13 protein-coding genes and 1 pseudogene are annotated in these 25,584 nt (G+C 38.3%); 4 read left to right on the top strand and 10 right to left on the bottom strand.

What is annotated here, in order from left to right:
• From VB797_RS29175 to VB797_RS29165, 3 genes are all read left to right on the top strand, one after another.
• A partial coding sequence (locus tag VB797_RS29175; RefSeq protein WP_323241269.1) for a hypothetical protein occupies positions 1–604 on the top strand: 604 nt, incomplete at its 5' end.
• A 563-nt stretch (positions 605–1,167) separates the two neighbouring features.
• Complete coding sequence (locus tag VB797_RS29170) at positions 1,168–3,459, top strand: hypothetical protein (protein WP_323241268.1); 2,292 nt, start codon at positions 1,168–1,170, stop codon at positions 3,457–3,459.
• 22 nt (positions 3,460–3,481) lie between these two features.
• The gene (locus VB797_RS29165) at positions 3,482–5,767 is read left to right on the top strand and encodes a hypothetical protein (RefSeq protein ID WP_323241267.1); all 2,286 of its coding nucleotides are present in this window, start codon (positions 3,482–3,484) and stop codon (positions 5,765–5,767) included.
• 12 nt (positions 5,768–5,779) lie between these two features.
• Here the strand turns inward: VB797_RS29165 and VB797_RS29160 are convergent, their stop codons facing one another.
• The 4 genes from VB797_RS29160 to VB797_RS29145 all read right to left on the bottom strand — a co-directional run bounded on the left by VB797_RS29160 (position 5,780) and on the right by VB797_RS29145 (position 14,943).
• Positions 5,780–9,388, bottom strand: coding sequence for an NB-ARC domain-containing protein (locus VB797_RS29160; protein WP_323241266.1), 3,609 nt, complete (start codon positions 9,386–9,388; stop codon positions 5,780–5,782).
• Positions 9,389–9,918: 530 nt separating this feature from the next.
• Complete coding sequence (locus VB797_RS29155) at positions 9,919–12,276, bottom strand: CHASE2 domain-containing protein (protein ID WP_323241265.1); 2,358 nt, start codon at positions 12,274–12,276, stop codon at positions 9,919–9,921.
• A gap of 236 nt (positions 12,277–12,512) precedes the next feature.
• Positions 12,513–13,697 (bottom strand): DUF1822 family protein, encoded by a 1,185-nt coding sequence (locus tag VB797_RS29150; RefSeq protein ID WP_323241264.1) that lies wholly within the window; start codon positions 13,695–13,697, stop codon positions 12,513–12,515.
• 19 nt (positions 13,698–13,716) lie between these two features.
• A complete protein-coding gene (locus VB797_RS29145) occupies positions 13,717–14,943 on the bottom strand; it encodes a sigma-70 family RNA polymerase sigma factor (protein ID WP_323241263.1) in 1,227 nt (408 codons plus the stop codon).
• 169 nt (positions 14,944–15,112) lie between these two features.
• Here VB797_RS29145 and VB797_RS29140 point away from each other — a divergent pair, with 169 nt between their 5' ends.
• A complete protein-coding gene (locus VB797_RS29140; protein WP_323241262.1) occupies positions 15,113–15,949 on the top strand; it encodes a DUF928 domain-containing protein in 837 nt (278 codons plus the stop codon).
• Between the two features lie 15 nt (positions 15,950–15,964).
• Here VB797_RS29140 and VB797_RS29135 read toward each other — a convergent pair whose 3' ends face one another.
• The 6 genes and pseudogenes from VB797_RS29135 to VB797_RS29105 all read right to left on the bottom strand — a co-directional run.
• Entirely contained in the window at positions 15,965–18,577 is a 2,613-nt protein-coding gene (locus VB797_RS29135; protein WP_323241261.1) for a CHAT domain-containing protein, read from the bottom strand.
• Positions 18,578–18,584: 7 nt separating this feature from the next.
• Entirely contained in the window at positions 18,585–21,806 is a 3,222-nt protein-coding gene (locus VB797_RS29130; RefSeq protein WP_323241260.1) for an S-layer family protein, read from the bottom strand.
• Between the two features lie 18 nt (positions 21,807–21,824).
• Positions 21,825–23,087, bottom strand: a complete 1,263-nt coding sequence (locus VB797_RS29125) for a hypothetical protein (protein ID WP_323241259.1) — start codon at positions 23,085–23,087, stop codon at positions 21,825–21,827.
• Between the two features lie 64 nt (positions 23,088–23,151).
• Positions 23,152–23,478 (bottom strand): hypothetical protein, encoded by a 327-nt coding sequence (locus tag VB797_RS29120; RefSeq protein ID WP_323241257.1) that lies wholly within the window; start codon positions 23,476–23,478, stop codon positions 23,152–23,154.
• Between the two features lie 60 nt (positions 23,479–23,538).
• The gene (locus VB797_RS29115; protein ID WP_323241284.1) at positions 23,539–24,024 is read right to left on the bottom strand and encodes a hypothetical protein; all 486 of its coding nucleotides are present in this window, start codon (positions 24,022–24,024) and stop codon (positions 23,539–23,541) included.
• A 102-nt stretch (positions 24,025–24,126) separates the two neighbouring features.
• Positions 24,127–25,584 (bottom strand): annotated as a pseudogene (locus VB797_RS29105) (IS1182 family transposase); the annotation flags it as partial.

Genomic DNA, 25,584 nt, shown 5'->3' with positions numbered 1-25,584 from the left:
ATCGACTGAGCAAGAAGATTCCGAATCTGAAGCACAAAACGAAATGATAGAAGTTACAAGTAATGAAAATATTGATATTGGAATACCAGATATGGAAGAAGAATTAGTATCTCAAATAGCTTCCATTCCAACATCTGATGTTGCTCAAGATTCAGAAGAAATTGACGAAGAAAGCGAACAAGAAGAAGAATCAACGATTAAGATTGCTAAAATTCTTGAGGAAAAACGAATAGTACTTATTTCTCATGAAACAAAAAAATTCCAACTGAAAGAATTAATTGCCGAGCATGAAGAATTTTTATCGTATTGTCAAACAGTAACATGGCAAACTTATAAAGATTACTTGTGCCGCGAGACAGGTTTAAATATCACAGAAGATATCCCTCCAGCGACATCAGGAGGATATCAAGCAATTAATTCAGGGATCAACTCAGATAAAATTATTGCAGTCATTTTTCTGAGAGACTTGATTGTTCCTCAATCCGGGCAAGCAAGCGAAGAAGCACTGTTGCGAACGTGTAATATCCGCGAAATATTATTGGCAAATAATTTGCCAACAGCACAAGCAGTCATCCACTATTTAAAAAACATGAAAGACTCTTGAGAAGTTAGCGGATGTCGTTGCTCCCTTATAGCCATTGCCGTAGGGAGGCAATAGCAAAATTGCTCCCCCTGTGATATAGCTTCCCTTTGGTTGCAATGACACCTATTTAAACTGACCTTAATACAGCATTTTTAACAAGAGCCTTCTTAATGTTGTTTTTAGCTACCAGTATTGTTTCCTGGTAACTATAATTTAAAGGCTCTACTTGGCATTTATATCATCATGGATAGTAAAATATTATACTTGCAGGAGTCTAAACTAAAATTCAATTGCGTAATAGGTCTTATAAAGGCATTGCTGATTTAAATAAAACTTACAACTAAAACTCAAAAACTTTCAATTCCTCCTATCCCTCGCTAAATTAAGAGGAATTTAACCCCTTTTTTAAGGGAACAAGGGGATAAAAGCAATAATTGCCTTCAAAATAATACTTTTTCGATCCAGTTAGGGGATTAAAAGAGCATTCTATTAAATATAAAAAATTAAATTCATATTTAAATTTTAATTCAGCAATGCCTCAGTAAATGCCTTTGAGTAAACCAAATTCATTAATTAAAAATAATATGAAAAATAATATAAGTGCTAAGCTTTCCACTAAAAGCTTAACTTTTAAACCTAATAAACCCCCAGTCTCTTTTGAAGTAAGCGTCAATAATGACAGCGATCGCTTTGCTAATTTTCAGTTGGAGATTGAAGCTGCCGGGGAAAAAGGGGATTCCGACTATCGATGGTATAGACTTGAACCGGAGATTGCTGCTGCTCAACCTCATGGTAGCACTACTCACTTTCAAGTATTTATTTTTGACACGCCTATTCCGGGATTTGTCGGTACTATTAATTTAATAATCAAAGTATTTTCGCCTCAACTAGGAGAAGAACGTAGGTTATCGCTGCGTTTGCAAATAGAACGAGATCAGAAACCGAATTTATTAAGTATAGAATTGCCCGTAAGAGATTATCAAGTATATCCAGGTAATACTGTAGACATAAAAATTAAATTGCGAAATATGGGACAACAACCAGCAAATATAACGTTAAATTTTGCTGGTATAGATCCTTCTTGGTTAGTTGGCAGCCAGCAAAGACGACTATCAATAAATGCAGGCTCTTATAAGGAACTAGCTTTTCCATGTCAACCTCCATCTGTAGCCCAAGCTCCTAGCGATATTTATCCTTTTAAAATTGAAGCCACAAGTCATAATAGTTTCCCAGCTAGTGGCGAAGGTAATTTGGAAGTATTGCCCGTAGGTTTCATCAAGTTTAATACTCCACAAAACCGCAAAACACTTCCTAAAGGAAAAACATGGTTGCGGCTACCCGATTGGAAATCTAAAACCGTAAATTATGAGTTGTTATTCAAAAATGCTAGCAACCTAAGTCAAGAAATTAGCTTGCAAGTTCAAGGCCGGGATTCGCGAAAATGTATCTTCAAAAAGCAACCAGAAACAATTAACCTGGAACTCGCAAAAACAGCCAAAATCGATTTAGGAGTTACCACAAAACCTCCTTGGCTTGGCATCGGCAAAACTTTACTTCTCGAAGCAAGACCAGAATTATACGACCAACGTTTGGGTAGCACCGACCCAGCAACTCAAACTTTAGAACTAAAGGTTTTGCCGATTATACCTTTATGGTTGCAATTGTTGCTCGCCTTACTAGCACTATTACTTGCATTGTTGTGGCCTAAAGAAATACCACACCATCTGAGCGCTGTTAATTCAGTTCAAATATATGGTTCAGGTGAATTAGCTGTAAGTGGTTCGGATGATTGCACCCTGAGATTGTGGAAAATTGATAACCGGAAATTAGAACCAAAAACAATAGCTCTAGAATCAGCTAAGAAGTATGAGGAAATTTGCAACAAACGTCACAGAACGAAAGGTTTATTTGCTAAGGATAAATCCGGGGTTAATGTAGTACGATTAGTTCCTCCCAACGAAAAAATTGTTGCAGTTGGCTTAGATAACGGTACAATCAAATTCATAAATTCTTTAGCTCCTAAGAATAGACCAAAATTTCAAGATCTCGACGCTGTTGACGATAAGGTTTTTGACTTAACCTTCACTTCCACTTCCGATTCAATTCATCTATTTGCTGGCTATGGTAGTGGTAAATTGCGAATATGGTCGAGAGAAAAAGCTAATGGGTCGTGGCAGAAAAAACCAAAAGTTTTAGATTTACGAAGCAGGCTGGAAAAAAAATTAGGATTAAGTAGTTTTGAAATATACGCTTTAGATGTAAGTCGCGACGGAAAGTACCTGATTGTTGCTGGTAGATTCAGGCTTTTTTTTAAATTACCCGTAGATAAATTGTTATCTAATAACTCACTAGAAGATTTTACAGATTTTTCATTACAAAAATTGACTAATAAAAATATTGGTGGTGCATCAGGACAGAAGACAAGGATTACGGGGTTAGATTTTGCTGCTTCTGGTAATTCAAGATATAAGAATATACTTGCAACTTCCGATACCGAAGGGTACATTGCAATTTGGAATTTAGATGAATGCAAACTCCTTGACAATAGCGAGCAAAAATATTATCAAGATGTAGATTGTAAGTATTTAGAAAAATGGGAAGTGAAACCATTTACTCCTATAAATAGTTTAAAATTTAGTGAGGATAGAAAGTATTTAGTCAGTGGTGGAGACAATGGGCGGGTACTTGTTTGGTATTTAAAGTCCAATTTTGAGCTTGACAGAAGCAAATCTGATTTTCCAAAAGGTAAAACGATAAAACCTATAAGTAAAGAACAAATCAACAGCATTGATTTAAAAAGTCATGAAGATACAGGTAAAGGATTTGTGATTAGTGGTAGCCAAGATCATCAGGTAAGGCTACATAAAATTGATTAGAAAAAATAGAGAGAATTGTATTATGCAAACTAAAATAAACCCATTATTTGTAATAATAGATCCACCTGGAATTCAATATGGTAGACCTGGAGAAACTGTTGAAATCCATGTCGTAGTACGTAATGAAGGCAACAAAAGCGCCGTTATAGATTTATCTTTTACTTTTGATGAGATATTTCAAAAAATAAGTAATTGGTCTGAATCTCCAAGAGCGAGTTTAACACTCGCACCTGAAGAAATAAGCAATGAAGTGACATTTAAATTAGAAATTCCGATTGATGCACTTCCGGGAACTTATGATTATACTTTTGTTGTAGACTCCTTTGAACATTATCCACAAGATACCCCAATCAGCTTTCCCGGACAAATCAAGGTTTTACTCAAAGAACAAACGGTAATTCGAGCAAGCGACCCGATTTTTTCAATTCAACCAGCTACTAACCCTAATAAAACATTAGTTTATAAACCCGAAGAACGTTTACAAGTGAAAGTAAAAGTTGAAAATCGTTCCTTTCGAGTGGATCGTTTTCACTTAACTTGTCCGGAATTAGATCGGAACTCTTTGAGAATTTCATATCCCGAAACTGGAGTAGAAGGAGCAGGATTACTTGATGTCAGCGCACTCGAACTAAATCCTACTTCAGAAGGTCTAATATTATTAGAATTCTATCCACCATCTAATATCCTTGCAGGTACTTACTCACCTACTATTCGTTTACATTCAGAAAACAATCCAGAATTGATTTTGTTAGATCTGGTTTATATTAACATTCCCATAGATTATACAATTAGCGCAGAATTAAATACTATTTTAGGTAAAGTTAGCCGCAAAGACGGTAAATATCAATTAACAGTGGTTAATCAAGGAAATTTGGTCAGAGAACTGTCTTTTGCTTTGATTCATAGAGATGAAGATAAACTTTTTAAGTATCAGCTTGAGCCAAAAGAAATCAAATTATTACCAAGTAAAAGTATCGAAGCTGATTTGACAGTAAAACCGCAACCTTGGTGGAGAAGACCTTGGATAGGAAGACCCTTAGCTATTAACTTTCAAGTAGATATTAAAGATAAACAAGATTTACCTATTACTACCCAAATGCCTCAAGGCGTTTTAGAATGGAAATCGCGTCCTATTTGGCAAATTTTCCTCTTAATCTTAGCAGGATTTGGATTAGTCGCGCTTTTGGGATTTCTGATCTGGAAATATTTATATCCCGATCCTGTAAGAATAGAAAAGTTTGAACCTACAAATTTCAAAATATCTGCTGAATCTAAAGACCAAGTACTTTTAAATTGGAAAATTTATAATTATAATCGAATGGCAGATTTTAGGCTTATACAACAAAATCCACCATCTGAGGAACCATTAATACTTAATCAACAAGATTTTGAAAATAAGTTGTTTTCTAGGGAATTCTTTCCCCGAGATGCTGACCAAAACGATCTAGAACCTGTTTGTAAGAAAAACCGTCAAGTCGTAATTTGCACAAATTATAAAACTGGGCAGAGAGATCCAGGTGAGTATACCTTTAAAATAGAGGCTTCATATCGTCGGACGAATATATTTTGGGACGATCGAAAAAATACTGTAGCTGCAACTACGAATGTCACAATAAGCCCACCAATAGTTGCTGAAGTTGGTAACATAAATACTATAAAAGGTAATTTTAAAAGAGGAGACAAAATTCCTTTAAATTGGTCAATTAAAAATCCACAGAATCTTGAAAAAATAGAAATTGTAGTTGAAAACGATCGAGGTGTATCACAAGGAGGTAGCAAGATTTTTACCAAAGCACAAATAGAAAAACAAAATATATGCGATCGACAGGGCAAATGTACATTTGATGAATTCATAGCAAGAAACATCGGAACTTTTGTTTATGAAGTGAAAGCTTATTCTAATAGCAATCCAGATAACCCAAGTGTTCAAAAATCATCAAAAATTGAAGTCGTAGCTCAACCATCTCAGATTAAATCTTTGAAGCTGAATGGTCGTAATATAACAGAAAAAACAAATTACACTTTGAATGAGGGAGAAAATGTTACGTTTGAGTGGGAGGTCAAAGGTGATGAAAAAGATGTTAAAATTGAAAAAATTCCTAATGGGATTCCACTTCCCCTATCAGGAAAGCGGGAAATTATTGTTGCTAAAAATCTTAGTAAAATTGGAATCAGGGTAACTGATAAATCTGGTGAGCCGCCCAAAGAGCAGTTTTTTGATATTAGTGTTAATGTTAATGAAAAACCACCTACTCCTAATATTATAGTTGTGCCTTTTAGTTCTACTTCTACCCTTAATGCAGATTAACTAATTGTCTTTTTATTTTCGGTCAATAGCCCCCAAACCCAACAAAACTTCTTTCTGGGCTTGGGTTAAACCACTCACACCAGTAATATTCATGCCTTCATAAAGCCGGTCAATTTTCAAACTTTGAAAGCACTGCCAAGTCTTTGTATCCCAAAGTTGAATAATATTATCGTGACTGGTATTAGCCAGAAGATTACCGTTAGAATTAAAGTCAACAGAACAGACTCCATTACTATGAGTATCCAACACTTTTACACAGGCAAAGTCATTCATATCCCATAGCCGCACTGTTTGATCTTCACTGGCCGATGCCAGAAGGCAACCATCAGGACTAAAATTAACTGACCATATACCACTAGTATGTCCTTCTAAAACTTTTAAACAAGTAAAATTACTCATATCCCATAGTCTAATAGAGTTATCTAAACTACCACTAGCCAGAATCTTACCATCTGGACTCCAAGCTAATGAGATAATGCAGTCTGCGTGACCTGATATTTTTTTTATACAGTCATTATTGTCAACATCCCATAACTTAATCAAATAGTCCCAACCACCTGTAGCTAGAATATATCGACTTTCACTAGGAAAAGTTGCACTCACAGGACTAAAACTCGCTGTCCAAATCCGATTGGTGTGACTAACTAAAGTTTTTATAGGTTTACGTTTGTGGATATTCCACAGTTCAATATTATTTCCTTCACCAACGCTAACCAAGGTTTTTCCATCTGGACTCAAACTAACGGATTTGATTTTGATGTCTCCTTGCAAAGTCGTTATACAATCACCTGTATCTATATTCCACAGCTTAATTGTCTTGTCATCGCTCCCACTTGCTAATAACTTCCCATCAGGGCTAAAGTCAATTGACCACACCAAATCTGTATGACCCAGTAAAATTTTTCTACAGCATTTAGATTCAACATCCCACAGCCGAATCGAACCGTCCCAACCACCCGTCGCTAATACTTGCACATTGGGAACAAAGCCAAGGGATTGCGTTTTTATCGTGTGTCCATACAAAGCTCTCACGCAAACACCTTTACTAATATTCCAAAAACGCACGCTCGAATCCATAGAGCCACTAATAAGCGTCTTTCCATCTGGAGTAAAAGCAATTCCATTAATTTCACTCGTATGACCTTGAAGAATTTTAATACAAATTCCTTGCTCTAGATCCCACAACCGGATATCGCGCTCGCAACTAGCTGTGGCGACAATACGTCCATCTGGACTAAAGCGAGACGAAAACATCACATCTTTAAGACCGTGTAATTTCTGAATATAAGGATTTTTCCCGATATCCCATAATCTTAAAGTATGCTCATTACTCCCAATAACAGAAAGAATTTTTTCCCTCAGAATCAACTGAGCCGCAAATACCATACCTTGGTTATCTGGTATCGTTTTAATACAAGTATCTGTGGCGATATTCCATAAACAAACCTCCGCATCTTGGCTACCACTGACTAATGTTGAACCATCCGCACTAAAGTAAACTAACATAACCCATTTAGTGTGACCTTGGAATACTTTTAAGCACTCACCGCTATGAACATCCCACAATCGAATTGAAGTATCGCTACTACCACTAACTAAAGTTTGACCATCCGGACTAAAACTAACAGACCAAATCGGAGCCGTATGTTTATCAAATGTTTGCAGACACTTACCCGTTTGCACATCCCACAATTTAACTAAATTATCATGACCCCCGGTTGCTAGAGTTTTTCCATCTGGACTAAAAGCTAATGCCCAAGCCCAACCCTCATGTACCTTTAATGTCAGTAAATTTTTTCCATCTGTAAGTTGCCAGACGCGAATTTTCCGATCCGCATGAGATGTAGCCAAAAGTTTTCCATCTCGACTCAATGCTAGTTCAAAAACGCTACTAAAGGTTTTCGCAAATACAGATTTATCAAAAGCGCTACCTTGAAAATTAGTCCTAGCTAAATTTACATTCTGTAAGTGGGCTTGCTTAATTGTTAAATTTGAAAAGTCATACCCTCGTAAATCTACTTTTAGATATGCGAGTAAATTAATCGCATTGCCTGCCGCATAACCTGATACGATTGCGCCTTGATGCCTTTGTTGCTGTAATAGATTCTGCAACAAAAACTCAAGCTTTTTTTTACTGCCCAAACTAGTTAACAATTGCTCCATTAGAGGTTGGACAATTAGTTGCTTTTGTGCATCTCGGATATAGTCTTTCGCTGTTGCCTTAATTAAGCTATAGGTTTGGATATAAGGTATGTCTAGGTGAGATAGGTTAGATTCGCCAAGTTCTTGATATATCTGTTCGACGAATCGCTCCGTAGCATATTCCATCACCACAGGTTGCAGAAAAAAATGTTCGCCATTCTTTTCAATCAATGACCTTTGCAACAGAGTATAAATTGTTTCTGGTAACTGACGCTTAGCAGAAAGTCCAACTAAATCAGCATCTAAATTAGCAATGGATACTGGTTCTCGATTAATTGCTATCCAGTACATGAGTTCTTTCTCTTGCACCGATAAACGTTGGAACTGGCATTCTAACAAGTCACGCATCCCTTTAAAAGTGAATGCTCCTTGTTTTAAATAATCCAAAACTGAAGCAATTCTACCGTTAAAAAGTTTGCTTGTTGCCGCTGCTACCATCTTCAGCGCTAAAGGATTACCCCCATAATGCTTAATGAGTACAAGCCATTCTTGTTCTGTACCAGTGAATTGTCCTTTTTGATCGAATAGCTTGCGTCCTTCAGTAAGATTTAATCCCTCCATATACAAACATTTAACTTTTGCTTTCTCTCCTTCTAAAGGTACTATATCTCTTGGTTTTTCTCTAGAAGTCAGCAGCAGACAACTCTGGTGAGGAATTTCCGCAAAAAATTTGATTAACTGACCATAACCCTCGTAACCAGGAAGATATTGCCCTACCTGACCCTTACTGCATAAAATTGTCTCTATATTGTCTAAAATCAATAGACAGCGGTTATTTCTCAAACATTCCTTCAGCTTAGATAGTTTTCCATCAAAACTTTCGGGTATTACTATATCTTTTCGCAATGCTCGGAGAAAAAATTGTAGTATGCCGATCAAATTCTCTTCTATAGGTGGTGCATTTTGCAAGCTTCGCCATACCACTACGTCAAATTCACCTTGGATTTGCATTCCCAACTTAGCAGCCAACGTACTTTTCCCAATACCGCCAATTCCTAACAATGTTACCAAACGGCACTGTTCCTCTAACAGCCAGTGTTGTAATTGCAATATTTCCATCGAGCGACCGTAAAAGACAGATGTATCCGGAGCTTCTCCCCAGTCATACTCGTCAAGAGAAGCACGTCTGGCTGACCAATCGTCCTTTTGGCGTTGAGGTTTGGTATAGTCACATTCACACAATTCCAAGTGAAAAGCAGCAAATGCAGACTGTAGCGAACTTTTATCTACACTTTCCGATCGCCCCTGTATCTTGGAAATAGTGTGCGGAGACAAGAAAGTGCGTGAGCTAAGTTCTTCCAAAGTGAAGCTATTGTATTCATCATCTTCCGATTCGGCTTTAATTGCAGATTTTAACTTGTTCCAGCCTTTAAAAGTCAGAATTACACCCCGGTTTCGTTTGCTTGCTAGTTTTTCCATCACATTAATAATCTCGAAAGCTTCTCACAAGGGTTACAAGTGCATCATGTCTAAAAAATTCTAGCTTTACAAATCTCTTTTTCTGTAAGTTTTAGGATTTATGATCTGAGCTACTTGTATTACTTTACAATAGGTGCATAATTACTTTACTTATGCACTAGTTGAGATTGATGATGGCTAATTTTAGCTTTCTACAGACAACATCATTTATATGAATTACTTATTGTAAATATATGAAATATGCCATAGATCCGCTTGCAAGCAGAGAGTATAAAAGATATCATGCGATTAAATAGCAATAATTAATAATTAATAATTATGATTATCTTCGTATTATAATTATTAATGTTCTGTAATACTATAATTTAATCAATTGAATTGTATAATTTAAAACGTTTATTACAACCATAAAATATTGATTTATATGTTTTAGACGTTGATAAAAGTTGTCACAATTCTGTTAGTAGCGCAATCTCGTACTTAGGCAGGAGTTCGTATATTTAAAATTTCCTTCCATAGATACAAACCCTTCAATATGGACGGTTTTGAATAAATAATACAATAACCCCACCCGCTACTACCGCAAAAGCAGAGGGTATAAATGGCATCCATAAACCTTGAGCAAAAAGGGCGATCGCGCAAGCTCCATACAGCACAAAAACTGTCGCAAATATCACGCATACTTTATTTGAGAGCGAAGGAGCATACCACACAATCGTGCTTCCAACTACAGCCCATCCGCATATCCAGAGGATATCACCCCAACTCGGCAAAACCCACAGAATTGGACGTTTGTCTAAAACAGCACTTAGAATTTGGCTGACCATTTGAGCTTGTATAAATACACCTGGTTTATCACCATAAGAAGTAGACCAATTATCGCTCTTGGTGTTAGCTGTAACTCCAATCAGGACTACTTTATCTTTGAGTAAATCGGGATTAACTTTATTGCTCAATACATCTTCAAGGGAAAATCTACGATAATCTACATTACGATAGTTGACAAGTATTTGAATTCCGCCTAAATCAACTTGTTGTTGATAGCCACCACTACGACCGGGTTTTAAACGTTGAAATACTTTAAAGCCGAATTGCACATAATCATCATTAACTGATAAAGGAATACCTTGATAAGATAAGTAGCCAGCAGCTAATTGTAGCGAGAGCGAATTCGGTGTTTGACAAGGAGAAGAAGTTTCTTGTGGCATTATCAAGATTTGACGACGGACAACACCATCTGGGTCTGCAATCGCATCAGTAAAACCCTGACGTTCTAAAGGTACTTGTTCGGGAGGTTTTACACCTTCGGGGTCATACTCTTTATCTTTACCTTTGCAGACAACAACAATATTCTTTTGACTAAGCTCGGTTGCAAGTCTGGTTGAATGTGACTCATTTGGGTAGTCTATCAGGTCTTGGTAAATATCTAATCCAATCACTCGCGGCTGATATCTTTGTAATTTATTAAGTAATGTGACAAGCGTCCGATCGGAAATTGATTTGGGACCTCGGGTCATCTCTTGTCGAGATTGAATATCCTTTTCAGTCACTTCAACAACGACAACCTCTGGGTCTAATTCTTCCTTGGGTCGCGATCGCAGCATTTGGTCAAAAGTTTTTAATTCGTTTTCCTCAAAAACTCCTAAATATCTAAGACCTATGGTTGAAAGAGCCACAATCGTGATGCTTAGGAACGCAGTTAAAAACTTAGATTGCGATACGCGAAGCGTGAGCAAAGCGGCATGTCGCAATGTTTTACGCTGCATTGGAGCTTCACTGACAATTTTTGTATCGTTAAAATTGTCCCGTAATTCTTGCCAGGTAGTAGGAATAGTTGTAGGATTTTGGTAGATAACTGGCAACCAACTCGCACAAGGAAACTGATTTTCTAATCCTTGGAGCCTCTCTCTTGCTTCTCTAAGAGCTAAGTAAATTGATTTTGCACCAGCAAAAGCAATGAGAAAGTTTTTCAAAAACTCCTGTGCTACAAAATCTGGTACCCCAGTTCGCATGACAATCATTTGGGGAATGTTCAAATCGGCTAAATTTCGTGCTAAACCAATTCCATCGCAAGAATTAAAAATAGCTATATTTAAACCCTTGGCAATTGCTGTTTTCAGTGCATTTTTAAACTGAGAAATTGTTAAAGTTTCTGTATTGTTGATGCAAATTTCTCCAATTTCCCCATCTGCAAGACTATCGCTATGTCCGGCAAAATAGAGAATATCCCAATCATAATTCCATAGATGCTCGTCAATTTCTTTCCTCGTTGGTTCTACGAGAAATGTGGTTTGAGCATCCGTTACGTCTTTTAATAAGGAAAGGTCTTTATCAATATCAAGACCAATTCTATTACCTAAAATTGCCAAAATTTTGACTTGACCTGTGGGAGATTTTCGCAATACTTGAGGAGACGTATACTCATGATTGCTCAAACCTAATTCAGCTTTTGGGTAATCCTCGAAAAAATCCCACAGATGCCAGGGTAATTTATGCAGTAAAACTATATTTGTTTCAATAATAATTCTAATTTCATCATCTCGACCCAACAAAGTCCGCATTTGCCGTTCAATATTTTGAAATGACTCACATCTCAACCAACTATTGATATTTACCTGTAGCTGTTGACAAACTTGATTAAATTCAGTTACAGAAATATTAGTAATATCTTGCTGACGTACTCTAATCCGTTGCTGATTACCCAAACGTTGATGGACAGCTTCATAAAGTAACTGCCATCTGTAATAGAGTTTGCTTAATTCTGGCGCTGCACTTAGGCTTCCTATAAATTTAGAAAAGCGATCGTCGTGCCAAAGTTGGACTGTGACAACGGGAAATCCTTGGTTTAAATCTCCTCCTAATAAGGTGAAGACTACTCGCTTAGTCATTTAGGCAATAGGGAGTAGAGAACAGGAAACGGGGAGTACTCCTTGAAATAAAGGAATGTTGACTCGTCATACATCTGCGGATTTGTTTTTGCCATGCAAAAAAATCAATATCAGATGCAATCCTTATCAACCGCGAAATGTGACAGCATGGAGTATCCCCGTGGCCACTTTCGCGCCTTATATCCCACCACTGATTCTGGGTACAGAATTCAGATGGGGGACTTACGTCGTAACTGTTAAATCAAAAATTTTTCTGTTATTTGATAATTATCAAGAATTACCTGGATATAAAAGCATTCTCCTACTTCTCCTTCAAAAAGCTTTAACTGTATGTAGTTATCTTGAACTTTTGCTCGTACTTCCTGAATGATTTCATCTAATTCTGAAAGCAAAACTAATATGATATTGCCTGTTAAATATTCATCTTCGAGAGGATGCAATTGTACCCGAATCCCAACTTCTTGGTTAGGGGATGAGATCAATGTCACTAACAGCAAAAATTTTCGAGACTGTGCTTCCACTCCCAAATCAATTACCTTAGCTCGTTTTATTTTAGCAGCATTTAAACTACCGCTACTTCTAAAGTTAAAAGCCAGACTGTTGCTGTTTGAGTTAAAATTCTCTATTGCTTGCCAAGAAGTTTCGTAAATACCTTGGAGCCAAGCGCTGAGATTTACAGATGGGGACAATTGTGGCTGACTTTGTTGTCGCTGTTGATACAATTTTTTACGCCACTGCTCCTTTTCTAATAGCGCTCCCCAACTGCTAAATGGCATTTCAAGTCTAGTAAATATTGCTGAGTTCCGACCCAAACGTTGCAGCATATTTTCGGCTTGAGTAGTTGATAATTCTGATAAAGCGGGGATATCAGCTTTTATCTCCTCGGCTCTACAAAATTGATCAGCCATCCAAAAAGCGTTGAGGTCTTTTGTTAAATGTTGTGCATCTAGACAATAAGTCCGATCTACTGGGTCATAAATCGCTGCGGTTTTAAGTTCTTGATGGGTTGTGTAACTCCAAAATCTTACCCATTCCCCATCTGGTTTGACTTGCACTGCTAAATAGAAATCTGCCGTCCAACTAGGAATATCTACCCATTCTTGAGGTACTTCTAATTCGCCATCGTCAATTGCTTCACTGGGAATCAAAACAACCCGTCTTTCATTTAATAATATTGCCGTACCGTTGACAAATTCCCAAAAAGCCGGAATATCAGGGGAACTGTACCAAATACTTGCTTGCAGAACATATTGCGTTTGTACCCAGTTTAAAAACGCATAAAGACAGATTTGATTTATGTAAGCACACCAGCGACTGCTAGAATTACTATAATCCTGGCTTTGCTGCCGCGATCGCGATTGAATTTCTGGTGTTATTTCTAACAACCATTCCTTTGGGTCTGCAAACAAGTCGCAATTCATTTGTACTACCTTATGATAATTACGGATTCATGTTGAATCCAAACTGATTTCTCAACCATTCTTCCAAAGCAATGCTCATATCTTTAATTTGGTTGGGATTTATAGAAATATTCAAATCTTGGCTCCATTTAACTAATGCGAGTAGCAAAGATTCCCTGACTTTGACTAGTTGACGAGATACTGTAGGTTGACTAATTTGCAACTGCTGCATAATCTGCTGTTGAGTTAGTTCCTCTTGGTAGTAAAGCCGAAGTATTTCTTGGGATTTTGTATCTAAAGTTTGTAAAGTATTTGATAATACACCAAACATCTGGGATATTTGGTTTTGTCGATCTTGAATTGCCTCTCTTGCGATCATATCGGTGATTAGTGACTCAGAGGAAGGGTCTGGTAAATCGATTGCTTGACTCGCATCATTTTCTGGATTGAAAGTAATTAAAGTATCTAGAGATTTTACGGATGGAAATAAATAACTACGCACATATTTTACTGACCGATTCAACCAATCTTCCATTATTTGTGCGGTGCATTCGGGAGTCGGCTGATTGAGCTGATGCCGAGAATGATTGTAAAGATTGGCAATCCCTTGCCATAATTGAGGAGTTGGCGTTGGTAGCAACTCTGTAGCCCCTAGTTGTTTTTGGACGTAGAGTTTCCTGAAACAAATCCAGGCTAAACGATATTGCCCGATCTCGCTTGCCGATAATCCCGCATTCTCAAGAGCTTCCACATACAGCTTTTTGCTAATTTTGCGTAATAATGCCCAATTACTGCAAGGGTCGGCTTCTTTTCGCTGGCGTAAAATATCTCTTAATCGCCTCTTAATTGCCATGATAAAATAGGCTTTTAAGCTAGAAGATTTTCTGGGGTCAAAATCTTTAAGGATTACTTCAACTTCTGTATTTGCCATTTGAAAATAATCTGCTAAACCATATTGACTATTTGCTAATTGAGTAATCTTTTTTAGCGATACGTGATAGCATGGTTCTTGTAAATATGCCAAAAGGTGCATTTTTGCGAGATGATTAGATTCAGATATATTCAAACCATTATGCTTAGTATATTCCCAGTGTTTGTGCCAATATAATGCCCAAAAGTTTTCTTGCTTTGGGACTTCTGGCGAACAGTCCAAGCAATTTTGGATGCTTCGACGTAGTTTGATATCAACAAACCATCTGCGGAATCTATCGTTTTCTAGCTCTAGAAAGCTTGAGAACATTTCCGTAATGTCTTGGCGAGGGCGCATAAGCAATTAATAATTGAAATTAATTCCGTTGGAAAAGGAGAAAAGGTAAAGTGTATTCCAAATTTTCTCCCAGCTATTCACGGATAATGGGAAAATAAGTTCAACTCAATTATTTTTATATATTCCAAGCTTCTAGATTACCAGATTTTGGAATGTTCGAGATTTTCTTATGAAATTAATCTTAATTATCTTTCTGACTTTAAGCAGCATTACCCAATATTCATCAGCAGTAATAGCTCAAACTAAAAAACCATCATCTCCAAGATCTACTTCACCCAAAAAACCTCCCCGTAAACAACCAACTTCTAGAAAACCAGTTTTTGTACCACCAAAAACACCCAGTCGGTTAACTCCGGTATCGGGACGTAGGACTGGAATGGGTAGTCGAGATAACTGTCCGGCTGTTTCAACTCCACTTACAGCTTTAGTTCCCTTTCGAGAAGAACTTCCTGTTAGTAAGCAAAACAAAAAATCAAGTATTGGAGTTGTAGAGGGGCTAACCACTGCTGAGCGACCAACGCTTTGGTTTTACGTTCCGTACACCCAGAATTTAGCTAACTTAAGTGCTGAATTTAGCTTGCAGGATAGTAACGAAATGGATATTTATCGCAGTGCGATCGCGCTTCCTCAACAACCTGGTGTTATTAGTGTTTCTCTCCCCAATACAGTAAAACCTCTGGAAGTAGGTCAAACCTATCGCTGGTATTTTAAAGTAAGTTGTCAGCAACAAACAGGAAGTCTTCCAGTCTATGTTGAAGGAGATATTCAAAGAATCAATCTAGATTCTGCCGTTACAGAGCAATTAATAGCAGCAGTCGATCCCCGAGAGAAGATAGCCATCTATGCAAAAGCAGGTATCTGGTTTGACGCTTTAAATATATTGGCACAATTACGTCAAACTTCTGGATATACATCTGTAAGAGAAGATTGGCAAAGTTTATTAAAATCCGTACAATTAGATAATATTGCTACTGCTCCGTTAGTGAATTCACTCAACCGGAATTAAATTAATCTAAAATTTCTAAAGCCAATTACCAACTAGTACATAAGCAGCCCAGTACCTCGGACGACTGTATTCGTTACTTTTGAGCAGTTTCAACTGAGCTTCTCGTAAAGCTTCTGCCGTGGTTTTTTTCCCAGTTGTTAACTCATGGTAAAATCCATTAATAAAGTCAGCAGTGGAATCATCGCCAATTTGCCATAGAGAAGCTAAAGTACTCCGCGCACCTGCACGTAAAGCAACTCCTGCTAATCCTAATGCAGCACGGTTGTCTCCTGTTGCTGTTTGACAAGCGCTCAAAACAAGTAGTTCAATTGGCTCTGTTAGTTTTTGTCCCCTACTTTTAAGTAATTTATCCAGTTCGGCTACCTTGATACGTTTATCTGATGCTAGGATAAATGTCTCGTTTGGGTTTGAACTAAACTGTCCGTGGGTTGCAAAGTGAACGACTTGGAAAGGTTGAGCATTAATTTTTTCTTCTAAAATATTGCTTCTAAATCTTTCGTTATATAGTGTAACCGTTGATATTCCCGATTCCTGAATCGATGCTAGTTCTTGCTGGACATTAGGAAGCGGTGCAAAGTTTTCACCTTTGGGTATTGTTGATAGTCCTCCTATAAGAGCGTTGAGCTTTTGCCGTGTTAAAGATTTAGGTTCAAATAACTGTAGTCCCGGACTAATGGCGATCGCATATTTTTGAACTAAATATTCTTGACCATCGGACAATGCAGACATTGGGATATTTCGCAATGAGCCATCGGGAATAAATATTAAGGTTTTAACTTGACTATTTTGGAGTTCGGTTTCAACTGGTTTGATTAACCATTCATAAAGTTGCTGGGAAGCTAGTTTAAATTGCTGACTCCCATCGGGTTGGGTAATCTGAACCCGCATTTGTGTAATGATTTGCTCTACTTTTTCACTATTAACTCTATTTGTTTTATGTATGAGTTTTTTTTGATTGGGAAGCTTGAGAATAACTTCTAGCTGGTTATCTAAGATAATTGGATAAAATATAGCAGTATCGGGATTATTCCGATCTACCACTTCGTCAAGCACCACAAATTGATTATTTAAGCAAGCTTCTCGAAAATAATTATCCAGTTCTGCTAATTGTAAAGCTTCAATTCGCCGACGTACTTTATCTAAATCGGGTTTTGCTTCACCCTTTTGTTGCAAAAGTAGTTCTACCGACTGTCGATAAATCGGTTCAACGCGATCGCGAAAATTAAACTGTATTTCTCGGTTTACTGTTGCCAAATCCGTGCGGAGAGATTGAAGGGTTTCAATTGATGCATCGTAAGCTGCAACTGCTGCTTCAATATTATCCTCAACTTTGAGCAAGCGTCCCAATTGCCATTCCCAAAGATAAGCTATATCTGATGCGTTGTTTTTCTGAGCAATAAATATCGCTTTTTGGGTCAAATTCCGTGCTTGAGTCCACTGACGATTTTGTTCGTAAACTGCTCCTAAACTACCTAAAGCATAAGATTCTGCACGTTCGTCACTGATAGTTTTAGCTTGTTGAACACTTGTTGCTAAAATTTGGGCAATTTCTTTTTGATTACCAATTTTAGCTGTAGTTAAAGTGCGAGCAAAATTTATCCTTGCATAAATTCCCCCTTGATTGATAGGTAAATTAACTAATTGAGATTGGATTGTAGGTATTAATATTTTTGCTGCTGTTATTTGTCCTTTTTCAACAAGCAAGCTGAGTTGATTAATTTGGGCTTGAATTGAGGTGAGTGAGTTCGATGTAACTTTAGCTGCATTTTGATAATAGTTAATTGCATCTTCGATCTTACCTAATGACCGAGCAGTATTTCCCAAGCTTAATTGTGTCAAAGCAATTTCTTCAGGGATTTGCAAGCGTTGAGCAATTTCTAAGGAATCATGTAAAATTCTCTGGGATGCTTCTAAATTGCCTAACTGTTGCTGGGTATTTCCGAACCCACGCAAAGCTGTAACTTTGATGGGGGAGTCAGGTTGAGTTTGTAGCTGTTGAGATATTTCATTTAGTATATCTAAACTACGACTATAAAACCCAGAAACTCGTAGAGCTTGGGCTTGATCTATCCGATTGCGGGTGACTTTCGCATTATTGCCTAATTTCTTCCAGATTTGCTCTGCTTGCTGAGATATTTGCACAGATAGATCGGGTTTTCCCTTTGTTAGCAGCAACCTGGCTTTAATATCCAGAGTTTGGGCAAGAATCTCCTCTAAATCAGACTTGGGATGGTTGACATTTATTTTTTGAGTTGAATTATTCCAGCTAAGTAATTTTAAACTACTGTCAACAGCCTCGTCGGCTTCTTTCCACGCACCAATTTGTTGATAAACTAAGGAGAGATTAGTCAGCGCTGCGGCTTGTCCGAGGTTATTATTTTCTTGTTGATAGATGCGGACAGCTTGTTGTAGAACAGTTATTGTTTCAGTAAAACGTCCGGCTTGATAAAGAGTTTCTCCTTGTTCGAGAAGTTGCTGTGTTTGAGTTACACTTATTTTGATAGTTTGGTAATCTGGTTGATTGGCGAATGTGCTAGGGATAATAGTTAATAAACAAGCAAGGGTAAATAAAATTACGTTTTTGATCGTAAATTGAGCTAATCGCTTCGGATGCAAAAATTTGGGCATTGGCATTTTATTGAGGTACAGAACAAGAAGCAGGAGTTTGCCAAGGACTTTTAGAATTGGTTTGATTAGCTTGTGCGACAAATTCTATATTCCCATCACCATCGACTATCCAACCAGTAGCTTCCACAATTGGAGAAGATTTCTTAATTTGATTGTGACTTGATGTTGATGCTGCTGGTTGTAGCTTGATTCTTGTATTTACTGTTTCCGATTGTGGTTTTAATTTCACCCACTCAGATAAAGTACTACTTCCTTGTAATGGTTCGGTGGGATTCATCGGTAAACCACCCCTTCCTGTTGAAACAAAAGTATTCTCAAATTCCCGACTTCCGGGAGTGCAAGCATTGGAAATTTGATTAGAAGCATCAACAAGATTAACTGGGAGTTCAATTAAACCGTTATTGGGGTCAAGATCAGGAGTATTAATTTGTACCGTACCGCTTAAATCTGGGGTTGCTCCCGTAGCAGTTATGTAACCCCTAAAAGCTTCTGGATACCAAGGTTGAGTACCGAAAATCTCCTGAGTATTGATTGTCACTCGACCGCCACGGAAATCAATAGAGTTAGCGCTAATGCGGCTATTTTCTAAAACTGCTAGCACGTCATTGTCAATATTAATATTGCCACCAATGACATTTTCTCCAGTGGCATTAGTGGTGATGTTGCTGCCATTACGCAATATCAAATCTGTACCGCGTAAATTTATATTACCTTCTTCTTCAACGGTATCCGCACTGAGAGTTCCGTTATTTAAACCCATGGAGTTTGCATCAATTGTGATGTTACCTGCTGCACCACTACCTGCACTTGTACTAGATAATGTAGCACCGTTTGTTACAGAGAGTTTTTTAGTGATAATCCTCACCTCCTTACCATCACCTACAGCTTGTGGTTCTACAGTACTATAGATGCCACTAGCACCTCCAGTTAAGCTATTAACCCCATCCAAAAAAGTTTGCTCCCGTGCGTTAATAGTGATATTACCTGCATCACCTTCTCCTCTCGTTAGAGCAAATAATCCCGCTCCCCTAGAGAGTGCAAAGGAATTGGTATTGATGGTGATATTACCACCTTGGCCTATACCTACACTATTTTCGGTTCTATCCACCGAACTAAATATGCCGCTGCTACCACTGTTTTGATTTGTGCCATCAAAAGAAACCGTATCGCTATTGATGTTGACATTACCACCATTCCCTTGGCTTTTAGTCAGGGTAAATAATCCGGCACCTCCGGTAACTGATAAAGACCTTGTTTCAATATTTATATCACCCCCGTTACCTACGGCGTTCTCGTCTACAGTGGTAAAAATTCCACTTGCTCCTCCATTTTCATTTATGCCATCGAAAGAAATCGTATCGCGAGCCTTGATAAATACATTTCCAGCAGAACCTTCCCCTTTAGTTAAAGTATTCAGTGCAGCACCATTTGTGATTGCTAGGGAACCAGTTGATATATTAATTTGACCTGCATTACCTACGGCTGTGGGAGTCACCGAGGTGTACATTCCACTGACTCCCCCTTGACTATTTACCCCATCTATTAGAATATCCCTGGCTGCTTCTATAAAAATATCACCGGCTGAACCTTTACCATTTGTAAGAGTATATAGCCCTGCTCCCTTCGTTATACTGAGCGAATCAGTTAAAATACTGATTTTACCTCCTCTACCCTCCCCTGTTGCATCGATAGTTGTAAATACTGCACTAGCTGCACCATTATCCCGATTTTCTCCGGAAAGCAAAACGCGATCGCGAGCGTTAATATTGACATTTCCTGCCGAACCTTGATTTTTGCTCAGAGCGTTGAGTTGTGCGCCATTTGTCACCAATAAGGAACCAGTGGTAATATCGATGTCCCCTCCTTGACCTATTCCGGTTTCACCTACTGAAGTTAGAATACCGCTAGCACCAACATTTGAACCATCAATAATGAATGTATCGTGAGCATTAACAGTTAATTTACCTGCATTTCCATTTCCATTAGTTAGAAGATTCAGTTGCGCTCCATTGTTGACAGTTAATGAAAGTGCATCAAGAGTAACGTTACCTCCGTTCCCTACACCTGTTGTATCAACGCTGCTAATAATCCCACTGGTACTTGCAGCATTGCCAGCAGAATCAAAGACTACTTGATCGCGGACATTAACATTTATGTTTCCGGCATTTCCCCGTCCGGCAGTGCTACTAAATAGCTGCGAACCACTAAGTAAATTCAACGAGCCAGCTTGAACGTTAATATTACCAGCATTACCCGTTGCTTCCGAGTTAACCACAGTAGCAATTACGCTTCCTTCACTAAGGGTAATATTATCTGTAGCATTAACATTAATATCACCAGCAACTGCGTCAACTCCTCCCAAACCTTCCTCAAAACCTCCAACAAGCACTCCTACTTTGGCAAGATTTAAGTTTCTCGCATTCACCGAAATACTACCACCTCCATCGCCAGAAACTCTTGCTACCGTACTAGTAATAGACAAATCACCCCGCTGTATTCCCCCAGGATAATCCAAACTAAAACCATTGCCACTGCCTTCAGTATTAAGGGTTATTGTTCCCTCTTGCTTCAATCCCCCCAACTCAATTCGACCACTTTGGGCAATTAACTGTCCTTTGTCCGTTATGACATTGCCACCTACAAGGGCTAAAGTTTTTCCAGAATTTACCTGTAGATTAGAACCTTGTACTTGAATATCTCCAGCATTGCCATACTGTAAACCCATGGGTAGATTGACTGTCAGCAAAGGTTTAGTATCAGGATTTTTTGTACTAAAGGTACTATCATCCGCAAATCTCATACTATCGGCAGATGTGGCAAAAAAAGAACCGCCTATTTCTAATTGAGCATTCGATCCAAATACAATTCCATTAGGATTAATCAAAAATAGGTTTGCCGTTCCGTTAGCTTTAAGTAAACCGTCAATATTAGAAACGGAATTACCTGTGATTCGTGTCAGAATATTTTGAATATCAACAGCATTATTGAATAAAGCCTCCGAACCAGTAGGGATGGAAAAATCTTTGAAACTGTGGAATAGATTGGTTCCCGCTTGGGTTCCACCAGAAATAGTTGTGATGTTGTTTTGGGTATCAGTCTGGGATGGAATGGGAAGAGTATTGTCAGGAACAATATCAGCTAAGGCAAAATTTGTTTCCTGAGTTAACACTCCCCATAGAATAAGCATTCCTAATACTGACAAACAATAGTAAGTCTGCTTTGATAGCATATTTTAAAATCCGATAAATTAAGTTAAATCCATGACGGAGACGTTATTTTGAGACGTACTATTTAGAGAAGCGTTATTGAGCGATGAATTTTGAGACATATTAGATATCCCCCCCAAATAAATTTCTGCAATCAAATCGTTTTTATAACTAAGCTCTAATGACCTATCCGCAGAACTCAATGATATTGAGTAGTCTTTTATATTTCCAGTCAACTGCAACCGATCGCCTTCCAATAATCTGAAATCTTTAATTACAGCGTTTCCATCTCCTAAATAATACACTCCATCGGTTTCATTTCCCAAGACAAAAGTATCGCGCCCTTTCCCACCCGTTAGTTCGTCAATTTGACCGGCTTCAAAAGACTTGTACCAACCATCAAGTACATCTTTACCATCACCACCAATCAGTTGATCGCTACCACCTCCACCGTAAAGCGAGTCGTTACCGTTAAGACCAGTTAAAGAATCATTTCCTTGAAGACCATAAATCTGGTCATTACCATTACCACCATCGATAGAATTTGGATTCAACGTGCCGTAAAGTATATAATCTTGAGCATTTCCATAGCCAGGAAGCGTAAAATTAGAATTTTGGGCATCGTAATCGCCAAAATCATTAATGTATTTGAAGATAGAAGTGTTTATTTCATCGTAGAGAAAGTTTTTGTAGTAATCAATATCAAATGTCGTAACATCTGTAAAGTCAACAACATTTTTTTGATCTAACTGCGAGATAACTTCTCCTACACCAAAACCTCCACGAAGATGCGCTCCGGCAATAATTCCAGACAAAGAAAGATTTACTTGTGTGAGGTTAGGGTCTTGATTTAATACTGGTTCTCCATTTGCATCCCGTTCAAAGTCAGTGCGATCGCTGTTTAATTTATAAAACTTAACTGTCTTAGGATCTTGATTGTTGGATAAAAAAGTTGTATCCAGATTAGGAATATTTCTGTCATTGAGAACAGCATTTACATAACCATAGTTAGTAAAAAAAGATTCACGAATCCCAGTTTCCTGGACGGCTGGATTATTCTTCCATGATTCTAAACTCGTAATGCCATTTTTTCCTAAAAACTCCCCATCCCAGACATTATCAGACAAATTAGTATCATTTTGATAATAGTCTAGGTCTTGCATTAATATCTGTGTAAATTGGTATTTACCCGTTGCACCTGTAAAATCATTTACTGCTTCGTATTGTTGTGGGTCTCCTGATGGTTTTCCTGATTCAAAAGCACCCAAAGCTTCTAGAAATTCCTCAAAATTACCTTTACTCATAATTTACGCTCCTATTGCTATAGAAAATTTGTTGGTACCAGATGCGAGCATCAAGCACCATTAATTATATGGGTGAGAGTGCAGTCAACTTATGCAGTTTGATAAGAAAAAATGCGATGCGAGCAGAAAAGCTAATTAAACTAAGCGACAACGGCAAATTTTTCGGTATTGTACGATAAGCATCCCGTAGCTGTCGCCAAACAGGCATTAGCATTTCATCTTGTACAATACCTTCGCCAAAAAATAAGTATGAAGAGAGAGGGAGTTGGGACTCAACCCATCCAGAAAATTGGGGAAGGGCGATCGCCATACATAAAACCAAAGTAGAAAAACCATATTTCCAATTAGGGGTGAATATAGCGAAGACACTGTTGGCGAAATATTTCTTCACATTAAAAAGCATATCGTTGGAACCATAACATTGCCGCTTTGGCGTTTCTTATGCTTCCAATTAACTGAAACTGTCAACCATAAGTTTTATTTCTCGAATAAATCGATTGAGTGCTTTCTGTGCAGCTTTGTAACCTGAAGCTTGCCGTCCCAATTTCAATTCAAATAAAATGCGATCGCGTATTGCCTCAAAATCTACGATGTCATGTACAAAGTTGATAGCAGACCGTTCCTTAAGTGCAGAATTATACGATTCAATATTTTGCACCTCGGCTCGGAGCCTCTCTATCTCCTCATACCATGTAATACTTGGCAATGGTTTGGTAAAACTCTGTGCGTTAGAGGTGGAAATATTTGACTTCTCCCATGTAATACACGGGAGAAGATTATTTCTAACTATTTCCTCTAAATAGTCAGCCCTAGTTGCTCCCAAGCATTCGGAGGCGATACCTAATGCCTTCCAGGTATCATCTGTTAATCGTAAAGAACGCACTTCACGATATTCTGAGCTTTTAATTGCAAATTTACCCTGAATATCTCTTTTCATCTTTTTCATAGAATATGCTTGCCATGTAATACACGGTATGAATAAAACCTTTTAAGGAACTTTCAACCGTGTATTACATGGTATGATTGTTTTGACTTATTTTCAAGCACCTTGCAGTTGCAATTGTTTGAAGCGAGACGAGCGAGTCTGAGCAAGAGGTATCTCTCCCAGCCAAGCATCTAACCGTACTAAATTAAGCGCACAAGCAATGAAAACCTGCATCATGTGAGTTTTCTTTAAACCGATGTAGCGAGATTGACGTAGCCCTGAACGTCGTAAACATAAGTGAATGTGTTGATTCAATGCCTGCACGTTGGTTATAAGTAGCTTTCCACTCAGGTGTTTGTTGGGTTTGTCGCCGAGTTTGGAGTGCTATATGTTGCACTTGCGGAAGAAAAGTCAACTCTCGTGGTTCGGTTTTGGACTTAGTGCAAAATGAACGAACTGGACAAGTTCTGCATGTTACACCACTAAACCTCACACGAATAGCAGGGTTGCCACTAGCGTCTTGCCCTAGTAACCATTTAGTACTTTGGTATCCTTGGGGGCAGGTAACTTTTTCGTTATCCCAGTCTATTTTAAAGTTAGAGCTATCAAATCCTTGTTGAGCTTTTGTTTGCCAACTGGGATCTGAACGCACCGGACCAATAATTTCAATATTATACTGAGTTTTACTACTTACTAAATTTTCCGATGTGGGATACCCAGCATCAACTAGATGCTCGTCTGGTAGTAAACATAAGTCTTCAAGGGAAGAGTGGATTGGTTCCACTGCTTGCTCGTCAGTAATTGTAGATAAGGTTGTGTGGACGTTAGTAATAAAACGGGGGCTATCTTCGTCGCAAATCTCGGTCATGTGTACTTTGTAACCGACCCAATCCACGCTACGCTTGGAACTATAGTGCGCTTCGACATCATGAGGGGAATGAATAGCGATTGTAGATGGTGGCATATCTTTAACAGTACGCCATTTTACTTGGACATCTGGTTCTGGCGCATAAAATTGCTGTACCCATATTTGGCGAAGGGTTTCGACTGCTGGTATTTGTCGTAACTGCTGTGGCACAGTTGGTTCGTAGATTGCGTTTAACAACCATAATCCATCCGCACCAATAGTACTAGCCAACGCTTCCCGTTCAGAGTCAAGCTTTGGTAAACGATAGTTTTCTACACGACGACCATAACGGTCAAACCAATCAGGCTGAATAAAAGTTGCTAACCAGTCAGGTGCTGCAACTACCAAACTATTTAGGGCTAAACGCATTCCTTCCCCTAACGTTTCCAATCGATTGAGAACGCGGATAGCACCTAAAACGTGGGTTGAATCTGTACGCTGTCGGCGATGAGTTTTGAGGAATTCTGCTTCCCTCAACCGGGTTAGTAATATATCTAGTAACTTTTGCTCTGCCCCACCAGCAAGTAATCGAGTACGGAACTCAGAAAGGATGGAATAGTCAAAGCCTGGGTCAGTTAAAGGGAGGCTCAATATATACTTCCAGTCAATATGTCCACGTACTGCATCTGCCGCTTGTCTGTCAGATAAATTCTCCATAAATTGCA

Source organism: Rivularia sp. UHCC 0363 (genome assembly GCF_034931125.1).
GTDB lineage: Bacteria > Cyanobacteriota > Cyanobacteriia > Cyanobacteriales > Nostocaceae > Rivularia.
This window is presented reverse-complemented; position numbering and strand designations above follow the sequence as displayed.